18 protein-coding genes and 2 tRNA genes are annotated in these 19652 nt (G+C 69.2%); 6 read left to right on the top strand and 14 right to left on the bottom strand.

What is annotated here, in order from left to right:
- Positions 1-22: 22 nt before the first annotated feature.
- From mreD to AB0N90_RS12175, 7 genes are all read right to left on the bottom strand, one after another.
- A complete protein-coding gene (gene mreD, locus AB0N90_RS12205) occupies positions 23-703 on the bottom strand; it encodes a rod shape-determining protein MreD (RefSeq protein WP_361668103.1) in 681 nt (226 codons plus the stop codon).
- A 13-nt stretch (positions 704-716) separates the two neighbouring features.
- Entirely contained in the window at positions 717-1727 is a 1011-nt protein-coding gene (gene mreC, locus AB0N90_RS12200; RefSeq protein WP_361668105.1) for a rod shape-determining protein MreC, read from the bottom strand.
- 167 nt (positions 1728-1894) lie between these two features.
- Positions 1895-2914, bottom strand: a complete 1020-nt coding sequence (locus AB0N90_RS12195; protein ID WP_086693298.1) for a rod shape-determining protein — start codon at positions 2912-2914, stop codon at positions 1895-1897.
- A 207-nt stretch (positions 2915-3121) separates the two neighbouring features.
- Positions 3122-3535 carry a nucleoside-diphosphate kinase gene (ndk, locus tag AB0N90_RS12190; protein ID WP_085564722.1) on the bottom strand — a complete coding sequence of 138 codons (414 nt, stop codon included), beginning with the start codon at positions 3533-3535 and terminating at the stop codon, positions 3122-3124.
- A gap of 66 nt (positions 3536-3601) precedes the next feature.
- Positions 3602-3955 carry a DUF4233 domain-containing protein gene (locus AB0N90_RS12185; protein ID WP_365195371.1) on the bottom strand — a complete coding sequence of 118 codons (354 nt, stop codon included), beginning with the start codon at positions 3953-3955 and terminating at the stop codon, positions 3602-3604.
- A 10-nt stretch (positions 3956-3965) separates the two neighbouring features.
- The gene (locus AB0N90_RS12180) at positions 3966-5483 is read right to left on the bottom strand and encodes a folylpolyglutamate synthase/dihydrofolate synthase family protein (protein ID WP_365195368.1); all 1518 of its coding nucleotides are present in this window, start codon (positions 5481-5483) and stop codon (positions 3966-3968) included.
- Positions 5484-5572: 89 nt separating this feature from the next.
- Positions 5573-8197, bottom strand: a complete 2625-nt coding sequence (locus AB0N90_RS12175; protein WP_361668111.1) for a valine--tRNA ligase — start codon at positions 8195-8197, stop codon at positions 5573-5575.
- Positions 8198-8334: 137 nt separating this feature from the next.
- Between AB0N90_RS12175 and AB0N90_RS12170 the strand changes: the two genes are divergently transcribed.
- On the top strand, positions 8335-9327 hold the full coding sequence (locus AB0N90_RS12170; protein ID WP_365195366.1) for a hypothetical protein: 993 nt from the start codon (positions 8335-8337) through the stop codon (positions 9325-9327).
- A 154-nt stretch (positions 9328-9481) separates the two neighbouring features.
- Positions 9482-9934: a hypothetical protein gene (locus tag AB0N90_RS12165; RefSeq protein WP_365195363.1), complete on the top strand. Its 453-nt coding sequence runs from the start codon at positions 9482-9484 to the stop codon at positions 9932-9934.
- Positions 9935-10017: 83 nt separating this feature from the next.
- Here AB0N90_RS12165 and clpX read toward each other — a convergent pair whose 3' ends face one another.
- The 5 genes from clpX to AB0N90_RS12140 form a co-directional block, all read right to left on the bottom strand.
- On the bottom strand, positions 10018-11304 hold the full coding sequence (clpX, locus tag AB0N90_RS12160) for an ATP-dependent Clp protease ATP-binding subunit ClpX (RefSeq protein WP_037651828.1): 1287 nt from the start codon (positions 11302-11304) through the stop codon (positions 10018-10020).
- Positions 11305-11473: 169 nt separating this feature from the next.
- A complete protein-coding gene (locus AB0N90_RS12155; protein WP_037651827.1) occupies positions 11474-12139 on the bottom strand; it encodes an ATP-dependent Clp protease proteolytic subunit in 666 nt (221 codons plus the stop codon).
- A gap of 69 nt (positions 12140-12208) precedes the next feature.
- A complete protein-coding gene (locus tag AB0N90_RS12150; protein WP_085568519.1) occupies positions 12209-12814 on the bottom strand; it encodes an ATP-dependent Clp protease proteolytic subunit in 606 nt (201 codons plus the stop codon).
- Positions 12815-13171: 357 nt separating this feature from the next.
- Complete coding sequence (tig, locus tag AB0N90_RS12145) at positions 13172-14539, bottom strand: trigger factor (protein WP_365195359.1); 1368 nt, start codon at positions 14537-14539, stop codon at positions 13172-13174.
- 221 nt (positions 14540-14760) lie between these two features.
- Positions 14761-14837: transfer RNA gene (locus AB0N90_RS12140), tRNA-Pro, on the bottom strand.
- Between the two features lie 161 nt (positions 14838-14998).
- Between AB0N90_RS12140 and AB0N90_RS12135 the strand changes: the two genes are divergently transcribed.
- The 3 genes from AB0N90_RS12135 (at position 14999) to AB0N90_RS12125 (ending at position 16219) form a co-directional block, all read left to right on the top strand.
- Positions 14999-15069 (top strand) — tRNA-Gly (locus AB0N90_RS12135).
- 128 nt (positions 15070-15197) lie between these two features.
- Positions 15198-15584 carry a VOC family protein gene (locus tag AB0N90_RS12130; RefSeq protein ID WP_361668121.1) on the top strand — a complete coding sequence of 129 codons (387 nt, stop codon included), beginning with the start codon at positions 15198-15200 and terminating at the stop codon, positions 15582-15584.
- Positions 15581-16219, top strand: coding sequence for a TetR/AcrR family transcriptional regulator C-terminal ligand-binding domain-containing protein (locus AB0N90_RS12125; RefSeq protein WP_365195356.1), 639 nt, complete (start codon positions 15581-15583; stop codon positions 16217-16219). The genes AB0N90_RS12130 and AB0N90_RS12125 overlap by 4 nt, the downstream gene beginning before the upstream one ends.
- 133 nt (positions 16220-16352) lie before the next feature.
- On the opposite strand, the gene AB0N90_RS12120 is transcribed toward AB0N90_RS12125, so the two are convergent.
- Entirely contained in the window at positions 16353-16547 is a 195-nt protein-coding gene (locus AB0N90_RS12120) for a hypothetical protein (protein ID WP_037651818.1), read from the bottom strand.
- Between the two features lie 460 nt (positions 16548-17007).
- Here AB0N90_RS12120 and AB0N90_RS12115 point away from each other — a divergent pair, with 460 nt between their 5' ends.
- Positions 17008-18195 carry an acyltransferase family protein gene (locus AB0N90_RS12115; RefSeq protein ID WP_361668127.1) on the top strand — a complete coding sequence of 396 codons (1188 nt, stop codon included), beginning with the start codon at positions 17008-17010 and terminating at the stop codon, positions 18193-18195.
- Between the two features lie 10 nt (positions 18196-18205).
- On the opposite strand, the gene AB0N90_RS12110 is transcribed toward AB0N90_RS12115, so the two are convergent.
- Complete coding sequence (locus AB0N90_RS12110; RefSeq protein WP_365195352.1) at positions 18206-19636, bottom strand: DUF6177 family protein; 1431 nt, start codon at positions 19634-19636, stop codon at positions 18206-18208.
- Positions 19637-19652: the final 16 nt, after the last annotated feature.

Below are 19652 nucleotides of genomic sequence, written 5' to 3'. Positions count from 1 at the left end.
TCCCCGGAGGTCTGAGGTGTGTTCACAGTCGCTTGACCCCCTTGATCCGGCCGACCCGGGCGGAGCGGGTGCGGGCCTTGGCCTTGAGCGCGCCGAGGCCGCCGCGCTGGCTGCCGATGCGCAGCCCGGTGCCGGAGGACAGCCAGCCCGAGGAGATGTCGGCGGCCTTGGCACTGGTGGCGGTGGTCTCGGCCAGCGGATCGTTGTCGCAGCGGCGGGCCAGCCACATCACCGCGGGCACCACGAACGGGGCCAGCAGCAGGTCGTACAGGGCGGCCGAGACCAGCAGCCCTGGCAGCCCGACATGGCGGGCGGCGGTGTCGCCGACCAGGGCGCCCACCCCGGCGTACAGCAGCGTGGAGCCGATCGCGGCGACGACGACCACGGCCATCGGACCGGTCGCCGACTTCAGCCGGCCGTTCTCCGGCTTGACCAGCCCGGCGAAGTAGCCGGTCACACAGAGCACCAGGGCGTAGCGGCCCGCCGCATGGTCGGCGGGCGGGGCCAGGTCGGCCAGCAGACCGGCGGCGAACCCCACGAGGGCGCCGCCGACATGGCCGTACACCATGGCGAGGCCGAGGACGGTCAGGAGCAGCAGATCGGGGACGGCGCCCGGCAGATGGAGGCGGGCGAGGACGCTCACCTGGATCACCAGGGCGACCACGACCAGCGGCACGGAGAGCAGGATCCGGTTGACACGCATGGGGATTGAGCTCCTACGGCTGCTCGTCGGTCTGCGGTTCGTCGGTCCGGGACGGATCGGACGGCGACTGGTCGCTCTGTGACTGATCGCTCTGCCCGCCGCCCTGGTCCGCGCCCGCGGACGGGGTGACCGTGACGGTCACCGTGGGGGTCGGGACCGGCTTGGGCTTGCTCGGCAGGACCTCGTCGCGCGGGTCCTTCTTCGGCGCCTGGACGACCACGCCGACGATGTCGAGCTTGGTGAAGCTGACGTACGGGGTGACGTACAGGGTGCGGGTCAGGCCGCCGCCGGAGGGGTCGACACGCGAGACCACACCGACCGGCACACCCGGTACGAACGGCTTGTCGGACTCCGAGCCGAAGGTGACCAGGCGGTCGCCCTTCTTCACCTCGGCCTTGCCGTTGAGGAGTTGGACGCGCAGCGGGCGGTCGCCCTGCCCGGAGGCGAAGCCGAGCTCGTCGCTGCCCTCCATCCGGGTGCCGACGGTGAAGTCCGGGTCGTTGGCGAGCAGCACGGTGGAGGTGTCGGGCCCGACCGTGGTGACCCGGCCGACCAGGCCGTCGGCGTTCAGGACGGTCATGTCCCGCTTGATGCCGTCGCTCGCGCCGACGTCGATGGTGATGGTCCAGGAGAAGCCCTGCGCCGACCCTATGGCGACGACCTGGGCGCCCTTGATGCCGTACTGGCCCTCACCGGCGAGCTTCAGCATGCTGTCGAGCTGGTTCAGCCGGCTGCGGCTGCGGTCGTCGCTGCCGAGCTTCGCCTTGAGGGCCGCGTTCTCCTTCTCCAGCGTGGCGAGCCTGCTGTGCCGTTCGCCCGAGTCGCGGATCGCGGAGACGGCGTTGCCGACCGGGTCGACCGCCGAGGACAGTCCGTCCTCCACCGGGCCGAACACGGTGGCCGCGGCCTGCCGGGCACCGTCGACCGGGGAGTTCCGGCCCCCTCGGATATCCACGGTGATCAACGCGAACGCGACGGCGATCAGCAGGACCAGGAGCAGCCGGCTCTCTTTGGTGTCCCTCACGTGCGGCGGCCGTGCCCTTCCTCAAGTAGGAATTCATCGGACCACCGGAAAAGCGCGAAAGGTGCGGCGCAAATCCAAGCGGCCCATTTGGGGGAGCTTATGCCTCTATATCAACGATCCGCCGTACGAGAGGAGAACGTCTCGTACGGCGGAATCGATGCGCCGTGTCATCGGCGCGGCTGCGCGTCCAGAACCTGCTGCAGCGCCTCGAACTCCTCGACGCACTTTCCGGATCCGAGCGCCACGCTGTCCAGCGGGTCCTCGGCGATATGGATCGGCATACCGGTCTCGCGGCGCAGCCGCTCGTCCAGGCCGCGCAGCAGGGCGCCGCCGCCGGTCAGCACGATGCCCCGGTCCATGATGTCGCCGGACAGCTCCGGCGGGCACTTGTCGAGGGTCGTCTTGACCGCGTCCACGATCGCGTTGACCGGCTCCTCGATCGCCTTGCGGACCTCGGCGGCCGAGATGACGACGGTCTTGGGCAGCCCGGACACCAGGTCCCGGCCGCGGACTTCGGTGTGCTCGTCGGAGTCGAGTTCGTACGCGGAACCGATGGTGATCTTGATCTGCTCGGCGGTGCGCTCACCCAGGAGAAGGCTGTACTCCTTCTTGATGTACTGGATGATCGCGTTGTCCAGCTCGTCGCCCGCCACCCGGATGGACTGGGCGGTGACGATGCCGCCGAGGGAGATGACCGCGACCTCCGTGGTGCCGCCGCCGATGTCCACCACCATGTTGCCCGTGGCCTCGTGGACCGGCAGGCCGGAGCCGATGGCCGCGGCCATGGGCTCCTCGATGATGTGCACCTGGCGGGCGCCCGCCTGGCTGGAGGCCTCGATGACCGCGCGGCGCTCGACGCCCGTGATGCCCGAGGGCACACAGACCACGACGCGCGGGCGGGCCAGATACCGGCGCTTGTGGATCTTCAGGATGAAGTAGCGCAGCATCCGCTCGGTGATCTCGAAGTCGGCGATGACGCCGTCCTTCAGCGGCCGGACCGCCACGATGTTCCCCGGCGTCCGGCCGATCATCTTCTTCGCTTCGGCGCCGACCGCCAGGATGCCACCGGTGTTGGTGTTGATCGCGACGACGGACGGCTCGTTGAGTACGATTCCGCGACCCCTGACGTACACCAGCGTGTTGGCGGTCCCGAGGTCGACAGCCATGTCACGGCCGATGAACGACATTGAGTTCCCCATCCGGATTCATCTGGCCTTCCTGAGCTTTTGAGGGCATGTCAGGCAGGCGAGGCGGGTGCTGTGACGTGAAGGCTTCCATCGTAAACGCGCCTGCACGAACACTGCGCGAGGGTCTCCGCCATTGTCACCAGATGGCGGGCCGCCCCGCTTGTGGAGACGGGCGTTCGGGGGCGCGCGTTCCCTCTATCGCCGGTATTACGCGCGGCCCGGGAAGAAGATCTTCACCTCGCGCTCGGCGGACTCCTCGGAGTCGGAGGCGTGGATCAGGTTCTCCCTGACGATGACGCCGAAGTCGCCGCGGATGGAACCGGGCTGGGCGGCGATCGGGTCGGTCGGACCGGCAAGCGCGCGCACGCCCTCGATGACCCGCTCGCCCTCGACGATCAGGGCGACGACGGGACCGGAGGACATGAACGCGACCAGCGGCTCGTAGAAGGGCTTGCCCTTGTGCTCGCCGTAGTGCTGCTCCAGCGTGTCCTGGTCCAGGGAGCGCAGTTCCAGCGCGGTGATCTGCCAGCCGGCCTTGCGCTCGATACGGCTGATGATCTCGCCGGTCAGGCCGCGCCGGACGGCGTCGGGCTTGAGCAGGACGAGGGTGCGCTGGCTCACGGGGGGACTCCTTACGCATGGGACGTGTGCGGTGGGACGAGGTTACAGGGCGTATCCGGGCGCCCGTTACGCAGCGTCAGCCGAGGACTCGGCCTGGGCCGCGAACCGGGCCTTGGCCTCGTCCACCTTTCGCCCGAAGTGCACCGAAGCCCACCACAGGGCGGCGAACACCACGCCCATGAAGTACATGGTCGGCACGAAGACACCGGAGGCGATCAGGGCGATCTGGAGGGCCCAGCCGAGGGCGATGCCCCCGGGCCGGGTCACCATGCCGCACAGCAGCACACACAGGGCCATGGCGATGCCGCTGACCAGCCAGACGGTGGAGACCGACAGGCTCGGGTCCTTCATGGCGACCAGACCGGCGAAACCGATGACGAAGAACTCGCCGATCAGCGTGGATGAACAGAGCGTACGCACGTCGGACTCCTCAGCCCTTGCCCAGCAGCAGCCGGGCCTCGCCGACCGTGATGACGGAACCGGTGACCAGCACACCGCCGCCCGCGAACTCGCCCTCCTCCTCGGCCAGCGTGATCGCGGCCTCCAGGGCGTCGGGCAGCCTCGGTTCGACCTGGACCCGCTCGTCGCCGAAGACCTCGACGGCGATGGCGGCCAGTTCGTCCGCGTCCATGGCGCGGTGGCTGGAGTTCTGGGTGACGACGATCTCGGCGAAGATCGGCTCGAAGGCCTCCAGCAGCCCGCGCACGTTCTTGTCGCCGCTCGCGCCGACCACGCCGATCAGCCGCGTGAAGTCGAACGCCTCGCGCACCGCCTCGGCGGCGGCCTCGGCGCCGGCCGGGTTGTGCGCGGCGTCCAGGACGACAGTGGGAGAGCGTCGTACGACCTCCAGGCGGCCCGGCGAGGAGACGGCGGCGAACGCCTTGCGGACGGTGTCGATGTCCAGGGGTTCGGCGCGCTGGGCGCCGACGCCGAAGAAGGCCTCCACGGCGGCGAGCGCCACGGCCGCGTTGTGCGCCTGGTGGGCGCCGTGCAGCGGGAGGTAGACCTCGGGGTACTCGCCGCCGAGGCCGCGCAGGGTGAGCATCTGTCCGCCGACGGCGACCTGGCGGGCCACGACGCCGAACTCCAGGCCCTCGCGGGCCACGGTGGCATCGACCTCCACGGCCTTCTTCAGCAGCACCTGGGCGGCGTCCACGGGCTGCTGGGCCAGGATGACGGTGGCGCCCTGCTTGATGACGCCGGCCTTCTCGCCGGCGATCTCGCCGGTGGTCTCGCCGAGGCGGTCGGTGTGGTCCAGGCCGATCGGGGTGACGACGGCGACATCGCCGTCGATCACATTGGTGGCGTCCCAGGAGCCGCCCATGCCGACCTCCACGACGGCCACGTCGACCGGCGCGTCCGCGAAGGCGGCGTACGCCATGCCGGTGAGGACCTCGAAGAAGGACAGCCGGTACTCCTGGGCGGCGTCCACCATCTCGATGTACGGCTTGATGTCCTGGTACGTCTCGATGAAGCGCTCGGCGGAGACCGGGGAGCCGTCCAGGCTGATCCGCTCGGTGATCGACTGCACATGGGGGCTGGTGTAGCGGCCGGTGCGCAGCTCGAGGGCGCCGAGCAGGCACTCGATCATGCGGGCGGTGGAGGTCTTGCCGTTCGTACCCGTGATGTGGATCGAGGGGTACGAGCGCTGGGGGTCGCCCAGCACGTCCATCAGCGCGGAGATCCTGCTGACCGAGGGCTCCAGCTTGGTCTCGCCCCAGCGGGTCGCCAGCTCCGCCTCGACCTCGCGCAGCGCCTTGTCGACCTCCGGGTCCTCGGGCCGCGCGGGCACATCGGCCCCCGGCGCGCCGCCCTGGGTACGGAGGGTACGGCTGCCGGCCTCGATGACGGCGAGGTCGGGGTCGCGGTCGGTCTCGGCCTCGATGATCTCCTCGAACGGGTCGAGGGGGTCGGGCCGGCCGTTGTCGTCGTGCGGGAGGTCGCTCACGGGTCCCAGTCTACGGAGCCCCACTGACAAGGGTGGTCGAAGGCCCCGGTGCCTGGTCGGTACCGGGGCCTTCGACGTCGTACGAACCCTTACGCCTGCGGCAGCTTCTCCAGCTGGGACTGGATGCGGGTGATGTCGTCCTCCGCCTTGGCGAGGCGGGTGCGGATCTTGTCGACCACGTTGTCCGGGGCCTTCGCCAGGAACGCCTCGTTGCCCAGCTTGGCGGTGGCCTGGGCCTTTTCCTTCTCGGCGGCCGCGAGGTCCTTGGCCAGGCGCTTGCGCTCGGCGGCCACGTCGATCGTGCCGGAGAGGTCGAGGGCGACCTCGGCGCCGGCGATCGGCAGGGTGGCCGTCGCCGTGAAGGAGTCGCCCTCCGGCTGGAGGCGCAGCAGTTGGCGGATGGCCGCCTCGTGCGGGGCCAGCGCCGTGCCGTCCAGGGTCAGCCGGGCCGGGACCCGCTGGCCGGGCTGGAGGCCCTGGTCGGCGCGGAAGCGGCGGACCTCGGTGATCACGGACTGGAGCGCGGAGATCTCCTGCTCGGCGACCGCGTCACGGAAGCCGCTGTCGGTCGGCCACTCGGCGATGACGATCGACTCGCCGCCGGTCAGCGTCGTCCACAGCGTCTCCGTGACGAACGGGACCACCGGGTGCAGCAGCTTCAGGGTGACGTCCAGGACCTCGCCCAGGACCCGCTTGGAGACCTCGGCCTGCTCGCCGCCCGCCTGGAAGACGGGCTTGGACAGCTCGACGTACCAGTCGAAGACCTCGTCCCACGCGAAGTGGAAGAGGGCGTCCGACAGCTTGGCGAACTGGAAGTCCTCGTACAGCGCGTCGACTTCGGCCACGACCGAGTTGAGGCGGGAGAGGATCCAGCGGTCCGTCGCCGAGAGCTTCGACGCCTCGGGCAGCGGGCCCTCGACCGTCGCGCCGTTCATCAGCGCGAAGCGGGTGGCGTTCCAGATCTTGTTGGCGAAGTTGCGCGAGCCCTGGACCCAGTCCTCGCCGATCGGCACGTCGACGCCCGGGTTGGCGCCGCGGGCCAGCGTGAAGCGCAGGGCGTCGCTGCCGTACTTGTCCATCCAGTCCAGCGGGTTGACCGCGTTGCCGAAGGACTTCGACATCTTCTTGCCGAACTGGTCGCGGACCATGCCGTGCAGGACGACGGTGTGGAACGGCGGGGTGCCGTCCATCGCGTACAGGCCGAACATCATCATCCGGGCGACCCAGAAGAAGAGGATGTCGTAGCCGGTGACCAGGACGGAGTTCGGGTAGAACTTCGCGAGCGACTCGGTCTGCTCCGGCCAGCCCAGCGTGGAGAAGGGCCACAGTCCGGAGGAGAACCAGGTGTCGAGGACGTCGGTGTCCTGGTGCCAGCCCTCGCCGGCGGGCGGCTGCTCGCCGGGGCCGACGCAGACGACTTCGCCCTCGGGGCCGTACCACACCGGGATCCGGTGGCCCCACCACAACTGCCGCGAGATGCACCAGTCGTGGAGGTTGTCGACCCAGTCGAAGTACCGCTTCTCCATCTCCTGCGGATGGATCTTGACCTTGCCCTCGCGGACCGCGTCACCCGCGGCCTTGGCGAGCGGGCCGACCTTGACCCACCACTGCATGGACAGGCGCGGCTCGATGGTGGTCTTGCAGCGCGAGCAGTGGCCGACGGAGTGGACGTACGGCCGCTTCTCGGCGACGATCCGGCCCTCGGCGCGCAGGGCCGCGACGATGGCGGAGCGGGCCTCCAGGCGGTCCATGCCCTGGAAGGGGCCGTGCACGGTGATCACGGCGTGCTCGTCCATCACGGTGATGGACGGCAGGTCGTGGCGCTGGCCGATCTCGAAGTCGTTCGGGTCGTGCGCCGGGGTCACCTTGACGGCGCCGGTGCCGAACTCGGGGTCGACATGGGCGTCGGCGACGACCGGGATGGAGCGGTCGGTCAGCGGGAGCTTGATGAGCTTGCCGACCAGGTGCTGGTAGCGCTCGTCCTCGGGGTGGACGGCGACGGCCGTGTCACCGAGCATCGTCTCGGCACGGGTGGTGGCGACGACGATGGCGTCGTCCCCCTCGCCGTACTTCATGGAGACCAGCTCGCCGTCGTCGTCCTGGTACTCCACCTCGATGTCCGAGATGGCCGTCAGACAGCGGGGGCACCAGTTGATGATGCGCTCGGCGCGGTAGATCAGCTCGTCGTCGTACAGACGCTTGAAGATGGTCTGGACGGCCTGGGAGAGGCCCTCGTCCATGGTGAAGCGCTCACGGGACCAGTCGACGCCCTCGCCGAGGCGGCGCATCTGGCCGGAGATCTGGCCGCCGGACTCGCCCTTCCACTTCCAGACGCGCTCGACGAAGGCCTCGCGGCCCAGGTCGTGGCGGGACTTGCCCTCCTTGCCGAGCTCGCGCTCGACCACGTTCTGGGTGGCGATGCCGGCGTGGTCCATGCCGGGCTGCCACAGGGTCTCGTAGCCCTGCATGCGCTTGCGGCGGGTCAGGGCGTCGATGAGCGTGTGCTCGAAGGCGTGGCCCAGGTGGAGGGTGCCGGTGACGTTGGGCGGCGGGATGACGACGGTGTACGGCGGCTTCTCGCTCTTCGCGTCCGCCTCGAAGTACCCCCGTTCTACCCAGCGCTCGTACAGCGGCCCCTCTACATCGGCCGGCGCGTACTGGGTCGGCAGTTCGGTGTCGGGCGCGGGTGGCTGCTGCTGAGCGTTCTCGGTCACAGGGGTCAGTTTAGAGGGGTCACGGGCCGGTCCCGAAACGCGTTTGTTCTGTAACGGTGCGGCCCCCGGTGCCCTGCGGTTCTTCGGCCTGGTTCAGGATGTCAGGGACATATAAGCGTCCTAGGGGGATCCCAGAGATGAGCAACAACCAGCCGGGCCCGTACGGCCAGCCACCCCAGCAGCCGGGTCCCTACGGACAGCCGGGTCAGCCCGGTCCGTACGGGCAGCCGCAGCAGCCGGGTCCGTACGGACAGCAGCCGCAGGGCGGCCCCTACGGGCAGCCGCCGCAGGCCCCGCAGCAGCCCGGCTACGGCTACCCCCAGCAGGCCCCGCCGCAGCAGCCGGGGTACGGCTACCCCCAGCAGCCGGGGATGCCCCAGCAGCCCGGTCCGTACGGCCAGCAGCCCTATGGCCAGCAGCAGCCGTACGGCGGCATGCCGCAGCCGCCCCAGCCGGGTGGCGGCAAGAAGAAGACCGGCCTGATCATCGGCTCGGTCGTGGTCGTGGCGGCGATCGTGGTGGGCGCGGTCTTCCTGCTCGGCGGCGGTGACGGCAGCAGCACCGTCGCGAACGACGGCGCGCACAAGCTGATAACGCCGGCGACGGTGCTGACGGAGTACAAGCGAGACTCCAGCAAGAGCGACACCATGACCTCGAGCGACCTCAAGGACGCCGAGAAGTGGGGCGTGCACAATCCGCAGGACGTCAGCGCCGAGTACAAGTCCGGGGACGCTTCCAACCCGCTGGGCCAGAAGATGATCGAGTTCGGCGGCGTCTACGGGACGATCGACGACCCCGAGAAGACCGTCGACGCGATGTTCGCCTACATGAAGGCCGAGAGCTCCAAGGACAGCACCGACAAGTACACCCTGGTCGGTGAGCCGAAGGCGTACAAGCCCGCCTCGCTCAACGGCGCGATCCTCAAGTGCCAGCAGGCCAAGGGCGCGAACACCGACAGCACGGGCCCCAAGGAGATGTCGTTCGACTTCTGCATCTGGGGTGACCACAGCACGCTCGGCATGGTCATGCCGATGGACGTCGCCACCCTCGCGGCGGGCCGGGCGAGCGACCCCGCGACGGACGCCGAACTGGCGGCCAAGTTCCGCAACGAGGTACGCGTGAAGGCCTGACCGCGTGCCCATCGCGGCAAGGGAACCGCCCGACGGGTACACCCCCTTGCCGCGCACACGCGGAGCGAGCACCTGGCCACACATCGTGACGTGCGTCACGGTAGATCGAAATCCCGTACATACGCACCCATGCACGGCAAGTATTGATCACCTGTTGATCGGAAAGGTGATCATGTTTCGCCGTGCAACTCTCGCAACAGCTGTGACGGTGGCCGCACTGGCCATCCCCCTGGCGTCCACGCCGGCCTCGGCCGCAGAGACCTCCTTATGCGGTGTGATGATGTATCCGGCATTCCGGGCGACCGGCTTTGGCTCATGGTCGTACCAGAGCAAAACCGTCATGAAGCCCGTCGAGCTCAACGTCACGGACACCTATGGGGACGGCTACGCCGTGGGGATCCGTCTCCGCACTCAACGGCTCGACGGCAGCATCCACAACTGGACTTGGCACAAGAACACCGACGGGCATGGGAAGACCAGCCAATTCGTGTCGTCCGCCACCGATTCAGGCCACATTGTCGCGGCATCGGTGCAGGTGGGAGTCTTCAACGGAAGCAAACTCCTGCAGTCGTGCTACTCCGACGCCATCGCCAACCCGTACACGTGAGCTCCGAGTCGAGCCGGTTCGCCGGATGACAAGCCGAAGTGCCCGGCCGCATCGCGCGGCCGGGCACTTCGCTGAACAGACCTTTACGCCGTCTTCTGCTCCCCCGAACCCCGCCCGCGGGCGTCCCGGGGGATCAGGGTCGGGTTGACGTTGGAGAGGACCACGTCGGCGGTGATGACGACGCGGGCGACGTCCTTGCGGGACGGGACCTCGTACATCACGCCCTGGAGGACTTCCTCCATGATGGCGCGCAGGCCGCGGGCGCCGGTCTGGCGGAGGATGGCCTGGTCGGCGATGGCCTCCAGGGCCTCGCGCTCGAAGTCCAGCTCCACGCCGTCGAGTTCGAAGAGGCGCTGGTACTGCTTGACGAGCGCGTTGCGCGGCTCGACCAGGATCTGCAGCAGGGCCTCGCGGTCCAGGTTGTGGACCGAGGTGATCACCGGCAGCCGGCCGATGAACTCGGGGATCATGCCGAACTTGACCAGGTCCTCCGGCATGACGTCCTCGAAGACGTCCTTGGCCTCCAGCTCGCGCTTGGACAGGATCGTCGCGCCGAAGCCGATGCCCTTGGCGCCCGCCCGCGACTCGATGATCTTCTCCAGACCGGCGAAGGCACCGCCCACGATGAACAGCACGTTCGTCGTGTCGATCTGGATGAACTCCTGGTGCGGGTGCTTGCGGCCGCCCTGCGGCGGCACCGAGGCCGTGGTGCCCTCCAGGATCTTCAGCAGGGCCTGCTGCACGCCCTCGCCGCTGACGTCCCGGGTGATCGACGGGTTCTCGCTCTTGCGGGCCACCTTGTCGATCTCGTCGATGTAGATGATGCCCGTCTCGGCCTTCTTGACGTCGTAGTCGGCGGCCTGGATGAGCTTGAGGAGGATGTTCTCCACGTCCTCGCCGACATAGCCCGCCTCCGTCAGCGCGGTCGCGTCGGCGATGGCGAACGGCACGTTCAGCATGCGCGCCAGGGTCTGGGCGAGGAGGGTCTTGCCGGAGCCCGTGGGGCCCAGCAGGAGGATGTTGGACTTCGCCAGCTCGATGGCGTCGTCACGGCCGCTCGCGCCGCCGTTCTCGCCCGCCTGGACCCGCTTGTAGTGGTTGTACACCGCGACGGACAGCGCCTTCTTGGCGGCCTCCTGGCCGACCACGTAGCCCTCGAGGAACTCGTAGATCTCGCGGGGCTTGGGCAGCTCTTCCCAGCGCACCTCGCTGGTCTCGGCCAGCTCTTCCTCGATGATCTCGTTGCAGAGATCGATGCACTCGTCGCAGATGTACACACCGGGCCCTGCGATGAGCTTCTTGACCTGCTTCTGGCTCTTGCCGCAGAACGAGCACTTGAGCAGATCGCCGCCGTCACCGATGCGTGCCACGGTGTGCTTCCCCTTCGCCTGGGAGCCGCCTGGACACTGCGTTCCAGCGGCTCCTGGTGCTGCCTTATGTCCGACGGTACCTTGCCGGGCCCGATGTTCGGGCCCCCCTTGGCAGGGTTCACTTGCCGTGAGCCCTGCCGCGGGGGGCTTGAGAGCGCGCCGCTCCGCGTCAGCGGACGTCGGCGTTGTTCAGCTTGCGGGTGGAGATGATCTGGTCGACGAGGCCGTACTCCAGCGCCTCCTCGGCCGTGAGGATCTTGTCGCGCTCGATGTCCTCGCGGACCTTCTCCAGCGGCTGGTTCGAGTGCTTGGCCAGCATGTTCTCCAGCTGCTCGCGCATCCGGGTGAACTCCTTGGCGATGATCTCCAGGTCGGAGAGCTGCCCGCGGCCGCTGGAACCGGCCGGCTGGTGGATCAGGATCCGGGAGTTCGGCAGCGCCATGCGCTTGCCCGGGGTGCCGGCGGCGAGCAGCACGGCCGCGGCGGAGGCCGCCTGGCCCATGCACACCGTCTGGATGTCGGGCTTCACGAACTGCATCGTGTCGTAGATCGCCGTCAGGGCGGTCATGTCGCCGCCCGGGCTGTTGATGTAGATCGAGATGTCCCGGTCCGGGTCCATCGACTCCAGGCACAGCAGCTGCGCCATGACGTCGTTGGCGGAGGCGTCGTCGATCTGCACGCCCAGGAAGATCACGCGCTCTTCGAAGAGCTTCGCGTACGGGTCGTACTCGCGGACGCCCTGGGAGGTGCGCTCGACGAAGCGCGGGATCACATAGCGCGCGTCGGGCCGGGGACCTTCGTACAGGCCGCTGGCCGCGCCGGGGAAGTTGCTCATGGGATGTTCACCGTCCTGGTGGCGTTCTGGGGGCGTGGGTGGTGGCGGTGCGTGGCGTGGCCGGGCCGGTCAGGCACCGGTGCCGCCGCCTCCCGGAACACCCGAGGCGTTCGTGATGATCTCGTCAATGAGACCGTACTCCTTGGCCTCTTCCGGGGTGAACCAGCGGTCACGGTCCGCGTCCCGGGTGATCGTCTCGAAGGTCTGGCCGGAGTGCAGCGCGGTCAGCTCCGCCATGCGGTGCTTGGTGCGCAGCAGGTACTCGGCCTGGATCTTGATGTCCGTGACCGAACCGCCGAGGCCCGCGGAGCCCTGGTGCATCATGATGTCGGCGTGCGGCAGGGCGAAGCGCTTGCCCGCGGCGCCGCCGGTGAGCAGGAACTGGCCCATGGAGGCCGCCATGCCCATCGCGATCGTGACCACGTCGTTCGGGATGTACTGCATGGTGTCGTAGATCGCCATGCCGGCCGTCACCGAGCCGCCGGGGCTGTTGATGTAGAGGTAGATGTCCTTGTCCGGATCGGCGGCAAGGAGCAGCAGCTGAGCGGTGATCTTGTTGGCGATGTCATCGTCGACCTGCTGGCCGAGGAAGATGATCCGCTCGCCGAGCAGCCGGTTGTAGACCTGGTCGCCGAGGCCGCCACCGATGGAGGGCTCGCCGGCGGCGGAGGGCATCAGATTCGTCACGTATCCACCTGGTCGTCTCACGACGGCGCCGAGCCGTCTCAGTCGTCCTGCCGGAGGTTCGGGGGTTTCAGGAGACTCCCCTGCCCCCGTACTCATGGACCCTAACGCTCGGGCACGTTCGGGGAATCCCGGAGTAGCGACTGTTCGCCGGGGGCGTAGCGCTCCGCCAGGTGCGGCCGGGTGCGGAGCGGGGTGCCGGGCGCGGGTCGTACGCGGGAATGGCTTGTCCTCGCCGGTGCGACGACGGGCTCCCGGGCCGGCCGGCCACGCCGGGGTACGCCGACGGGCCCCCGGGGAAGGTCCCGGGGGCCCGTCGTACGAGCGTCAGAGGTGCCGTGGGGCAGCTCAGGCCTCGGTGGTCTCCTCGGTGGCCTCGGCCTCGGCGGCCTCGGTCTCCTCGTCCTCGTCACCGAGGTCCACGGTCTCGCCGTTGGTGTCCTTCACCGTGGCGGCCTCGACCACGACGGCCAGGGCCTTGCCGCGGGCGACCTCGCCGACGAGGAGCGGCACCTGGCCACCCTCGACGACGGCCTGGGCGAACTGGTCGGGGGACATGCCGGAGGAGGCCGCACGCCGCATGAGGTGCTCGGTGAGCTCCTCCTGGTTGACGTTCAGCTGCTCCTTCTTGACCAGCTCGTCCAGGACGAACTGGGTCTTGATGCCCTTGACCGCGGCCTCACGGGTCTCGGTCTCGAACTCCTCGGCGGTCTTGCCCTGGATCTCCAGGTACTTGTCGAGGGTCAGGCCCATCTGGCCGAGCTGGTGGTGCTCCAGGTTGTGCTTGCGGGTGTTGACCTCGTCCTCGAGCAGCTTCTCGGGGACCGGCACCTCAAGCAGCTCCAGGAGCTTCTCCAGGACGCGCTCCTGGGCCTGCGTGGCCTGGTCGAACTCCTTCATGTTCGCGAGGCGCTTGCGGCTGTCGGCCTTGAGCTCGTCCAGCGTGTCGAACTCGGAGGCGAGCTGCGCGAACTCGTCGTCCAGCGCCGGCAGTTCGCGCTTGGCGACCTGGGTGACCTTGACGGAGACCTCGGCCTCCTTGCCCGCGGCGGAGCCGCCCTTCAGCTCGGAGGTGAAGGTGGCCTCCTCACCGGCGGACAGGCCCTTGACGGCGTCGTCGATGCCGTCGAGCAGCTCGCCCGAACCGATGGTGTAGGAGACGCCGTTGGCGATGCCGTCCTCCAGCACCTCGCCGTCGACCTTGGCCTCCAGGTCGATGGTGACGACGTCGCCGTCCTCGGCGGCGCGCTCCACCGGGGCGGTGGAGGCGAAGCGCTCGCGGAGCTGCTCGACCGACTTCTCGATGTCCTCGTCGGTGACCTCGATGGCGTCGACCTCGACCTCGATGCCGGAGTAGTCCGGGATCTCGAGGGCCGGGCGGACGTCGACCTCGGCGGTGAAGTTCAGCGTCTCGCCGTCCTTCAGCTCGGTGATGTCGACGTCGGGCTGGCCCAGCGGGCTCAGCTCGGCCTCGTTGACCGCCTCGGTGTAGAACTTCGGAAGCGCGTCGTTGACCGCCTCCTCCAGGACCGCACCGCGGCCGAACCGCTGGTCGATGACGCGGGCAGGGATCTTGCCCTTGCGGAAGCCCTTCACCGTGACCTGCTGGTTGATCTTGCTGTACGCCGCGTCGAGGCTGTCCTTGAGCTCCTCGAAGGGCACCTCGACAGTGAGCCGAACCCGAGTCGGGTTCAGGGTCTCCACGGCGCTCTTCACGGTTCGGTCTCCTTGTGGCTGACTGCTTGGGTTCTGCCGGAGCCAGACAGGTCCGGCGGATTCGCCGCCCGGAGGAGTACGTAGGCCGTGAGGGCCGGGGCACACGGGCGTGCAGCTTGCATAGTAACCGCAGGCGTTCGGCGCCCCAAAAGGCGATCTTCGCGGCGCCGCCGGCGGACACGGCCGGAACTCGGCCAGGACTCGGCGAAAAGGCCGATCGATGGTCGGGGTGGCGGGATTTGAACCCACGGCCTTCCGCTCCCAAAGCGGACGCGCTACCAAGCTGCGCCACACCCCGTCTGTGTGCGACACGTAGGGTACATGGCCCGGCGGCCCGCGTCGGCCGCATTCTTCGAGGCGGGGCGCGTGGTGTCCGGCGAGACGAACGTGTTGGCCCAAGCGGCGGACGACCCGCTACGATGCCTGAGTGCCGCGGTCCTCGACCTGCGGCGCAGCGCTGCGGGCGTAGCTCAATGGTAGAGCCCTAGTCTTCCAAACTAGCTACGCGGGTTCGATTCCCGTCGCCCGCTCTGGATGCCGAAGGCCCAGGTGAGAGGTTGTTTCCTCTCCCTGGGCCTTTGTCGTTCCGCCATCTATGAGTTATGTTCCGTACCGGTACGGAACATAACTGGGAACGGCCACAACAGGGGGCATCACCATGCGGATCAAGGACTTCGACCATCTGGTGCTCAACGTCTCGGACGTCGAGCGGGCACTGGCGTTCTACACCGGGCCACTGGGACTCGCCGGTGAGCGGGTCGAGGAGTGGCGGGCCGGGAAGGTGTCGTTCCCGTCGGTGCGGGTCAGCGCCACGACGGTCATCGACCTGTTCGAGCGGCCGCGCGGCGAGTCCAACGTCGACCACATCTGCCTGGTGGTGGACCCGCTGGACTGGCAGGAGGTCGTCGGCTCCGGCGTCTTCGACGTGATCGAGGGGCCCGTGCCGCGATGGGGCGCCCGGGGTTCCGCCCAGTCGGTCTATGTGCGCGATCCCGAGGGAAACACCGTGGAGCTGCGCTGGTACCCCGAGGACGTCGCCGCGTGAGCCCCGCGGCCGGCGGCCGGCCCAGGGACCCGGCGATCGACGCGGCGGTGCTGGCGGCGACCGTGGGGCTGCTGCGTGAGGACGGCTACGGCGCGCTCGCGCTGGAGAAGGTGGCGGCCGTCGCGGGCACCAGCAAGGCCGCGATCCGCCGCCGCTGGCCCCAGCGGCAGCGCCTGGTGATCGACGCGCTCGCCTCGGTCCTCGTCGTACCGCCCGCGCCGGACAACGGCTGCACGCGCTGCGATCTGCACCAGAGCGTGCGGCTGCTCGCCGAGGTGCTGCACGAGCGGCTGCCGGCCGGGGTGCTCGCGCCGCTGATCGCCGACTGCTCCGCCGACCCCGGGCTCCATGAGTACCTGCTGGGCAGCCTCGTGCAGCCCGGCCGGGCGGCCGCCGCGGTCGCGGTGCGGCGGGCCGTGGAGCGCGGGGACCTCCAGCCGGACGTGGACCCCGAACTGTTCGTGGACCTGCTCGCGTCGGTGGTGTACCGGCGGGCGCTGTTCGGCGAGGCACCCGTCGACGCGTCCTCGGCGCGCGCGCTGGTGGACCTGCTGCTGCGCGGGGTGGCCGTGGACTTCGACCGCCTGGTGTTCATCAGCCGACAGCCGGCCGAGCAGCGGCATCTGTACCACTAGCGGAACCCGCGTCACCGCCAGCGGTACCCGCGTCGCGTGACGGAACCCGCGTCGCGGGCGGCGGCCGGCACCGGGGGTGCCGGCCCGTCGGGATCCGACGGTCGGAACTCGATCGTCCGGCGGCCGGAACTTGTCAGAACTTGATCGAGGAGATCGAGTCCGCTATCGAGTTCAGGAACCGCTGGATGGACGGCGCCATGCCGCTGGAGGCCAGGAAGAAGCCGAAGAGCACGGCCACCAGGGCCGGTCCCGCCTTGAGGCTCTTCCCTCTTATGAGCACCACCAGGATGACCGCCAACAGCACCACTACGGACAGCGAAATGGCCACAACTGATCACAACCCTCGGTCGGTCCCTCTGCCGGCCCGGGGGTACGGCCCGCACCCCCGCCAGAACCATCGTGCCACCAACAGGCCTGCTCCATGCGGCCGCTGACAGGATGTCGGACAGGCCGTCCCGGCGCGGGGGACGGACCGCACTGCAATTCGATGGACGGGCGCGCGGGACTCCGGCCGTAATTGTGCGAGTTCGTTTCCGTGTCCACACATCTCGTGTGCAGGTAATTCGAATTGATGACACCTTGACGACGTCCGGAGGGCGCCGAGGTGCGGTATGCCCCAATTATTGGGGATGAATCGGCACATCAGGGGCCAACGGCGGACCTCTGTGTGTGCATCATCACGTGCCCGGGGGAGGCAAGTTCGGGAAATCCCGGGGCATACGAAGGCGATACCAGGAATGACTAGGGGGGTTTTACGAAATCCCGCCGACGACGCTAGGGTGCCTGAGATGTTTGACGCCGCCTCGTCCCCCGGCCAGAACCCACGGCCGCTCCCCCCGGCACAGTCGCCGGCGGACGGAGTGCCCGGACCGCGTGCCCCGCAGCGCCCGCAGGAGGAGCAGGCGAAGGCGGTCAGACCCGGCAAAGAGCGCGATCCGTTCTTCGACAACGCCAAGTACCTGGCGATCGCGCTGGTGGCGATCGGGCACTCCTGGTCCCCCCTGAAGACGGACAACCGGGCCCTGGAAGACCTGTACAACGTCGTCTACACGTTCCACATGCCGGCGTTCATCGTCATCTCCGGCTATTTCTCCCGCAGTTTCGACATGCGCCCGGACCGGCTGAAGCGCCTGGTCACCGGCGTCGCGGTGCCCTATGTGCTGTTCCAGCTCGCCTACTCGCTGTTCAAGCGGTACGCCGGGCACATGGACGGCCCGATCAACCTCTTCTCGCCGTACTACCTGACGTGGTTCCTGCTCGCGCTGTTCGTGTGGCGGATGACCAGCCCGCTGTGGAAGCTGGTGCGCTGGCCGCTGCCGATCGCGCTCGGCCTCGCCATGATCGGATCGGTCACCCCGGGGGTGGACGGCACCCTGGACTTCGGCCGGATCCTCCAGTTCCTGCCGTGTTTCGTCCTCGGACTGCTGCTGAAGCCGGAGCACTTCACGCTGATGCGTACGCGCCGGATGCGGATTCTGTCGCTGCCGGTGTTCGCGGCGGCCCTGGCCATCGGCTGGTGGACCGCGCCGCACATGAACGACAACTGGTTCTACCGCCAGAACGCCGCCCAGGAACTCGGCGCCCCGTGGTGGATCGGGCCGCTGATGACGCTGGCCATGTTCGGCTGCGCGGTGCTGCTGACCGCCTGCTTCCTGGCCTGGGTGCCGGGCCGCCGCACCTGGTTCACGGCGCTCGGCGCGGGCACCCTGTACGGCTATCTGCTGCACGGCTTCGTGATCAAGAGCGTGCTCTTCCTCGGCGGCTTCGACATCGCCCAGCGCTACGGCGACTACGGCTCGGCCGTCGTCACCGTCCTCGCGGTGGCCACCGTCAGCGTCCTGTGCACCAAGCCGGTGCAACGGGTGTTCCGCTTCGCCATGGAGCCCAAGATGGCCTGGGCCTTCCTCCAGGACGCCACCGAACTGGCCCGCGAACGGCAGAACAAGGAACGGGAGCCGGTGAAGGCGGGCGTCTGAGTCCCTCGCGTCAGAGCCCCTTGAGGTGGCTCATCAGGCGCTCGAAGTCCGTCCATCCCGAGAGGTCCGAGGGATTGCCCGGGAACGGGTAGTACAGCGCCGGACGGCGCTTCGGGCCCAGCCCGCGCGGCGGCTGGGGCAACGGCGTGCGCCGGGCCCGGTCGCCGGGCATCTCCCGCACCTCGTCGGCGCCCAGAACGAAGGCGTACGGGACACCGGGCCCCTCGAAGCGCGGGGGTACGGACAGGTCACGGCGGGCCCTGCGGACCTGGACCAGCATCGACTGGAGGTCGTGCCGGGTGGCGAGGACCTCGGCCGCCCGGATCACCTCGGCCTCCGTCGGCATCTCCTCCCCCGGGCCGTAGCCGAACGCCAGCGTGACGTCCTCCTCGACACCGCCCTCGGTACGGCTGATCCGGACCGTCGCAAGCCCCGGGCGCTCCGGGCTGCCGACGGCCACCAGCCAGGTCGGCCGGGGAGCACGCTCGTACGCCACATCCGTCAACTGGCGCGGTGACCACGGCAGGTTGGCGGGCTCCTCGGTGCCCCAGCCGGCCGGCGGCTCACCGGTGAGTTCACGCCATACGGCCTCCAGCGCGCCGCCGAGCACGAGCCGTTCGTCCGCCGGGTGGATCGCCCGGAAGGACACGGCCAGCTGGCGTTCGCCGTCATCCGCGGTCGTGGGCGCGAACGCGTCCGCCATCGGGGTGCGGGGGTCCTCCGGTGTCGCCTCCGGGTCGGGGGACGCGACCGGCGCGAACATGCCGCTGTCCCAGTGCAGCACGGCTCCGGACAGGCCGTCGTAGTAGCCGTCCTTCTCGTCCTGCACCACCCAGCGCGAGGGCAGGCCGGGCAGGTTGTTGCGGACCGCCGCGGACAACCGCGTACCGGCGGGCGTGACGATCTGCAGGCCGAGTTCGGCTTCGGCGACGGCCCGGAAGGCATCCGAGAGCCAGGCGGTCATCGCGACCACCGGGCGGTCCTGGATCACCACGGCGACCCGGTCCGTGAGCACGTCCACGGCGGGCTGCGCCGCGGCCGGGGTCGGCATCGCGCGTATCCCGTCGGTCTTGACCACCGCAAGCGAGTGCGCCGCCTCCCGCGGCCAGGCGGTGCCGCCGACCAGGGTGGCGATACGGGCCGCGAAGGCCCCGGCGAGTTCCTCGGCCTGCTTGACGCCGGTGGTGGCACGGGCCTCGGTCCACCAGTACGGCACCTCCGGCTCGCTCGCCCCGAGCAGCCGCTGCGCCTCTCCCCTGACCTGCACCAGCAGGGGTGCCTCGACGGAGACCAGGGGGCGGCCCTGATCGTCGCAGAGCTGCACCACCGCGCCGCCCCCCTCGGCGCCCGCCAGCACGTCCGGGCCGCCGGCGAGCAGCGCCGCGAGCACGCTGAGCGGGTCGGGCATGTTCCTGGTGAGAGCGACGACATCCTTCGTCATGGGTTTTTCCGTCCTC

This window comes from Streptomyces sp. NPDC093018, from assembly GCF_040684035.1.
Lineage (GTDB): Bacteria > Actinomycetota > Actinomycetes > Streptomycetales > Streptomycetaceae > Streptomyces > Streptomyces murinus.
This window is presented reverse-complemented; position numbering and strand designations above follow the sequence as displayed.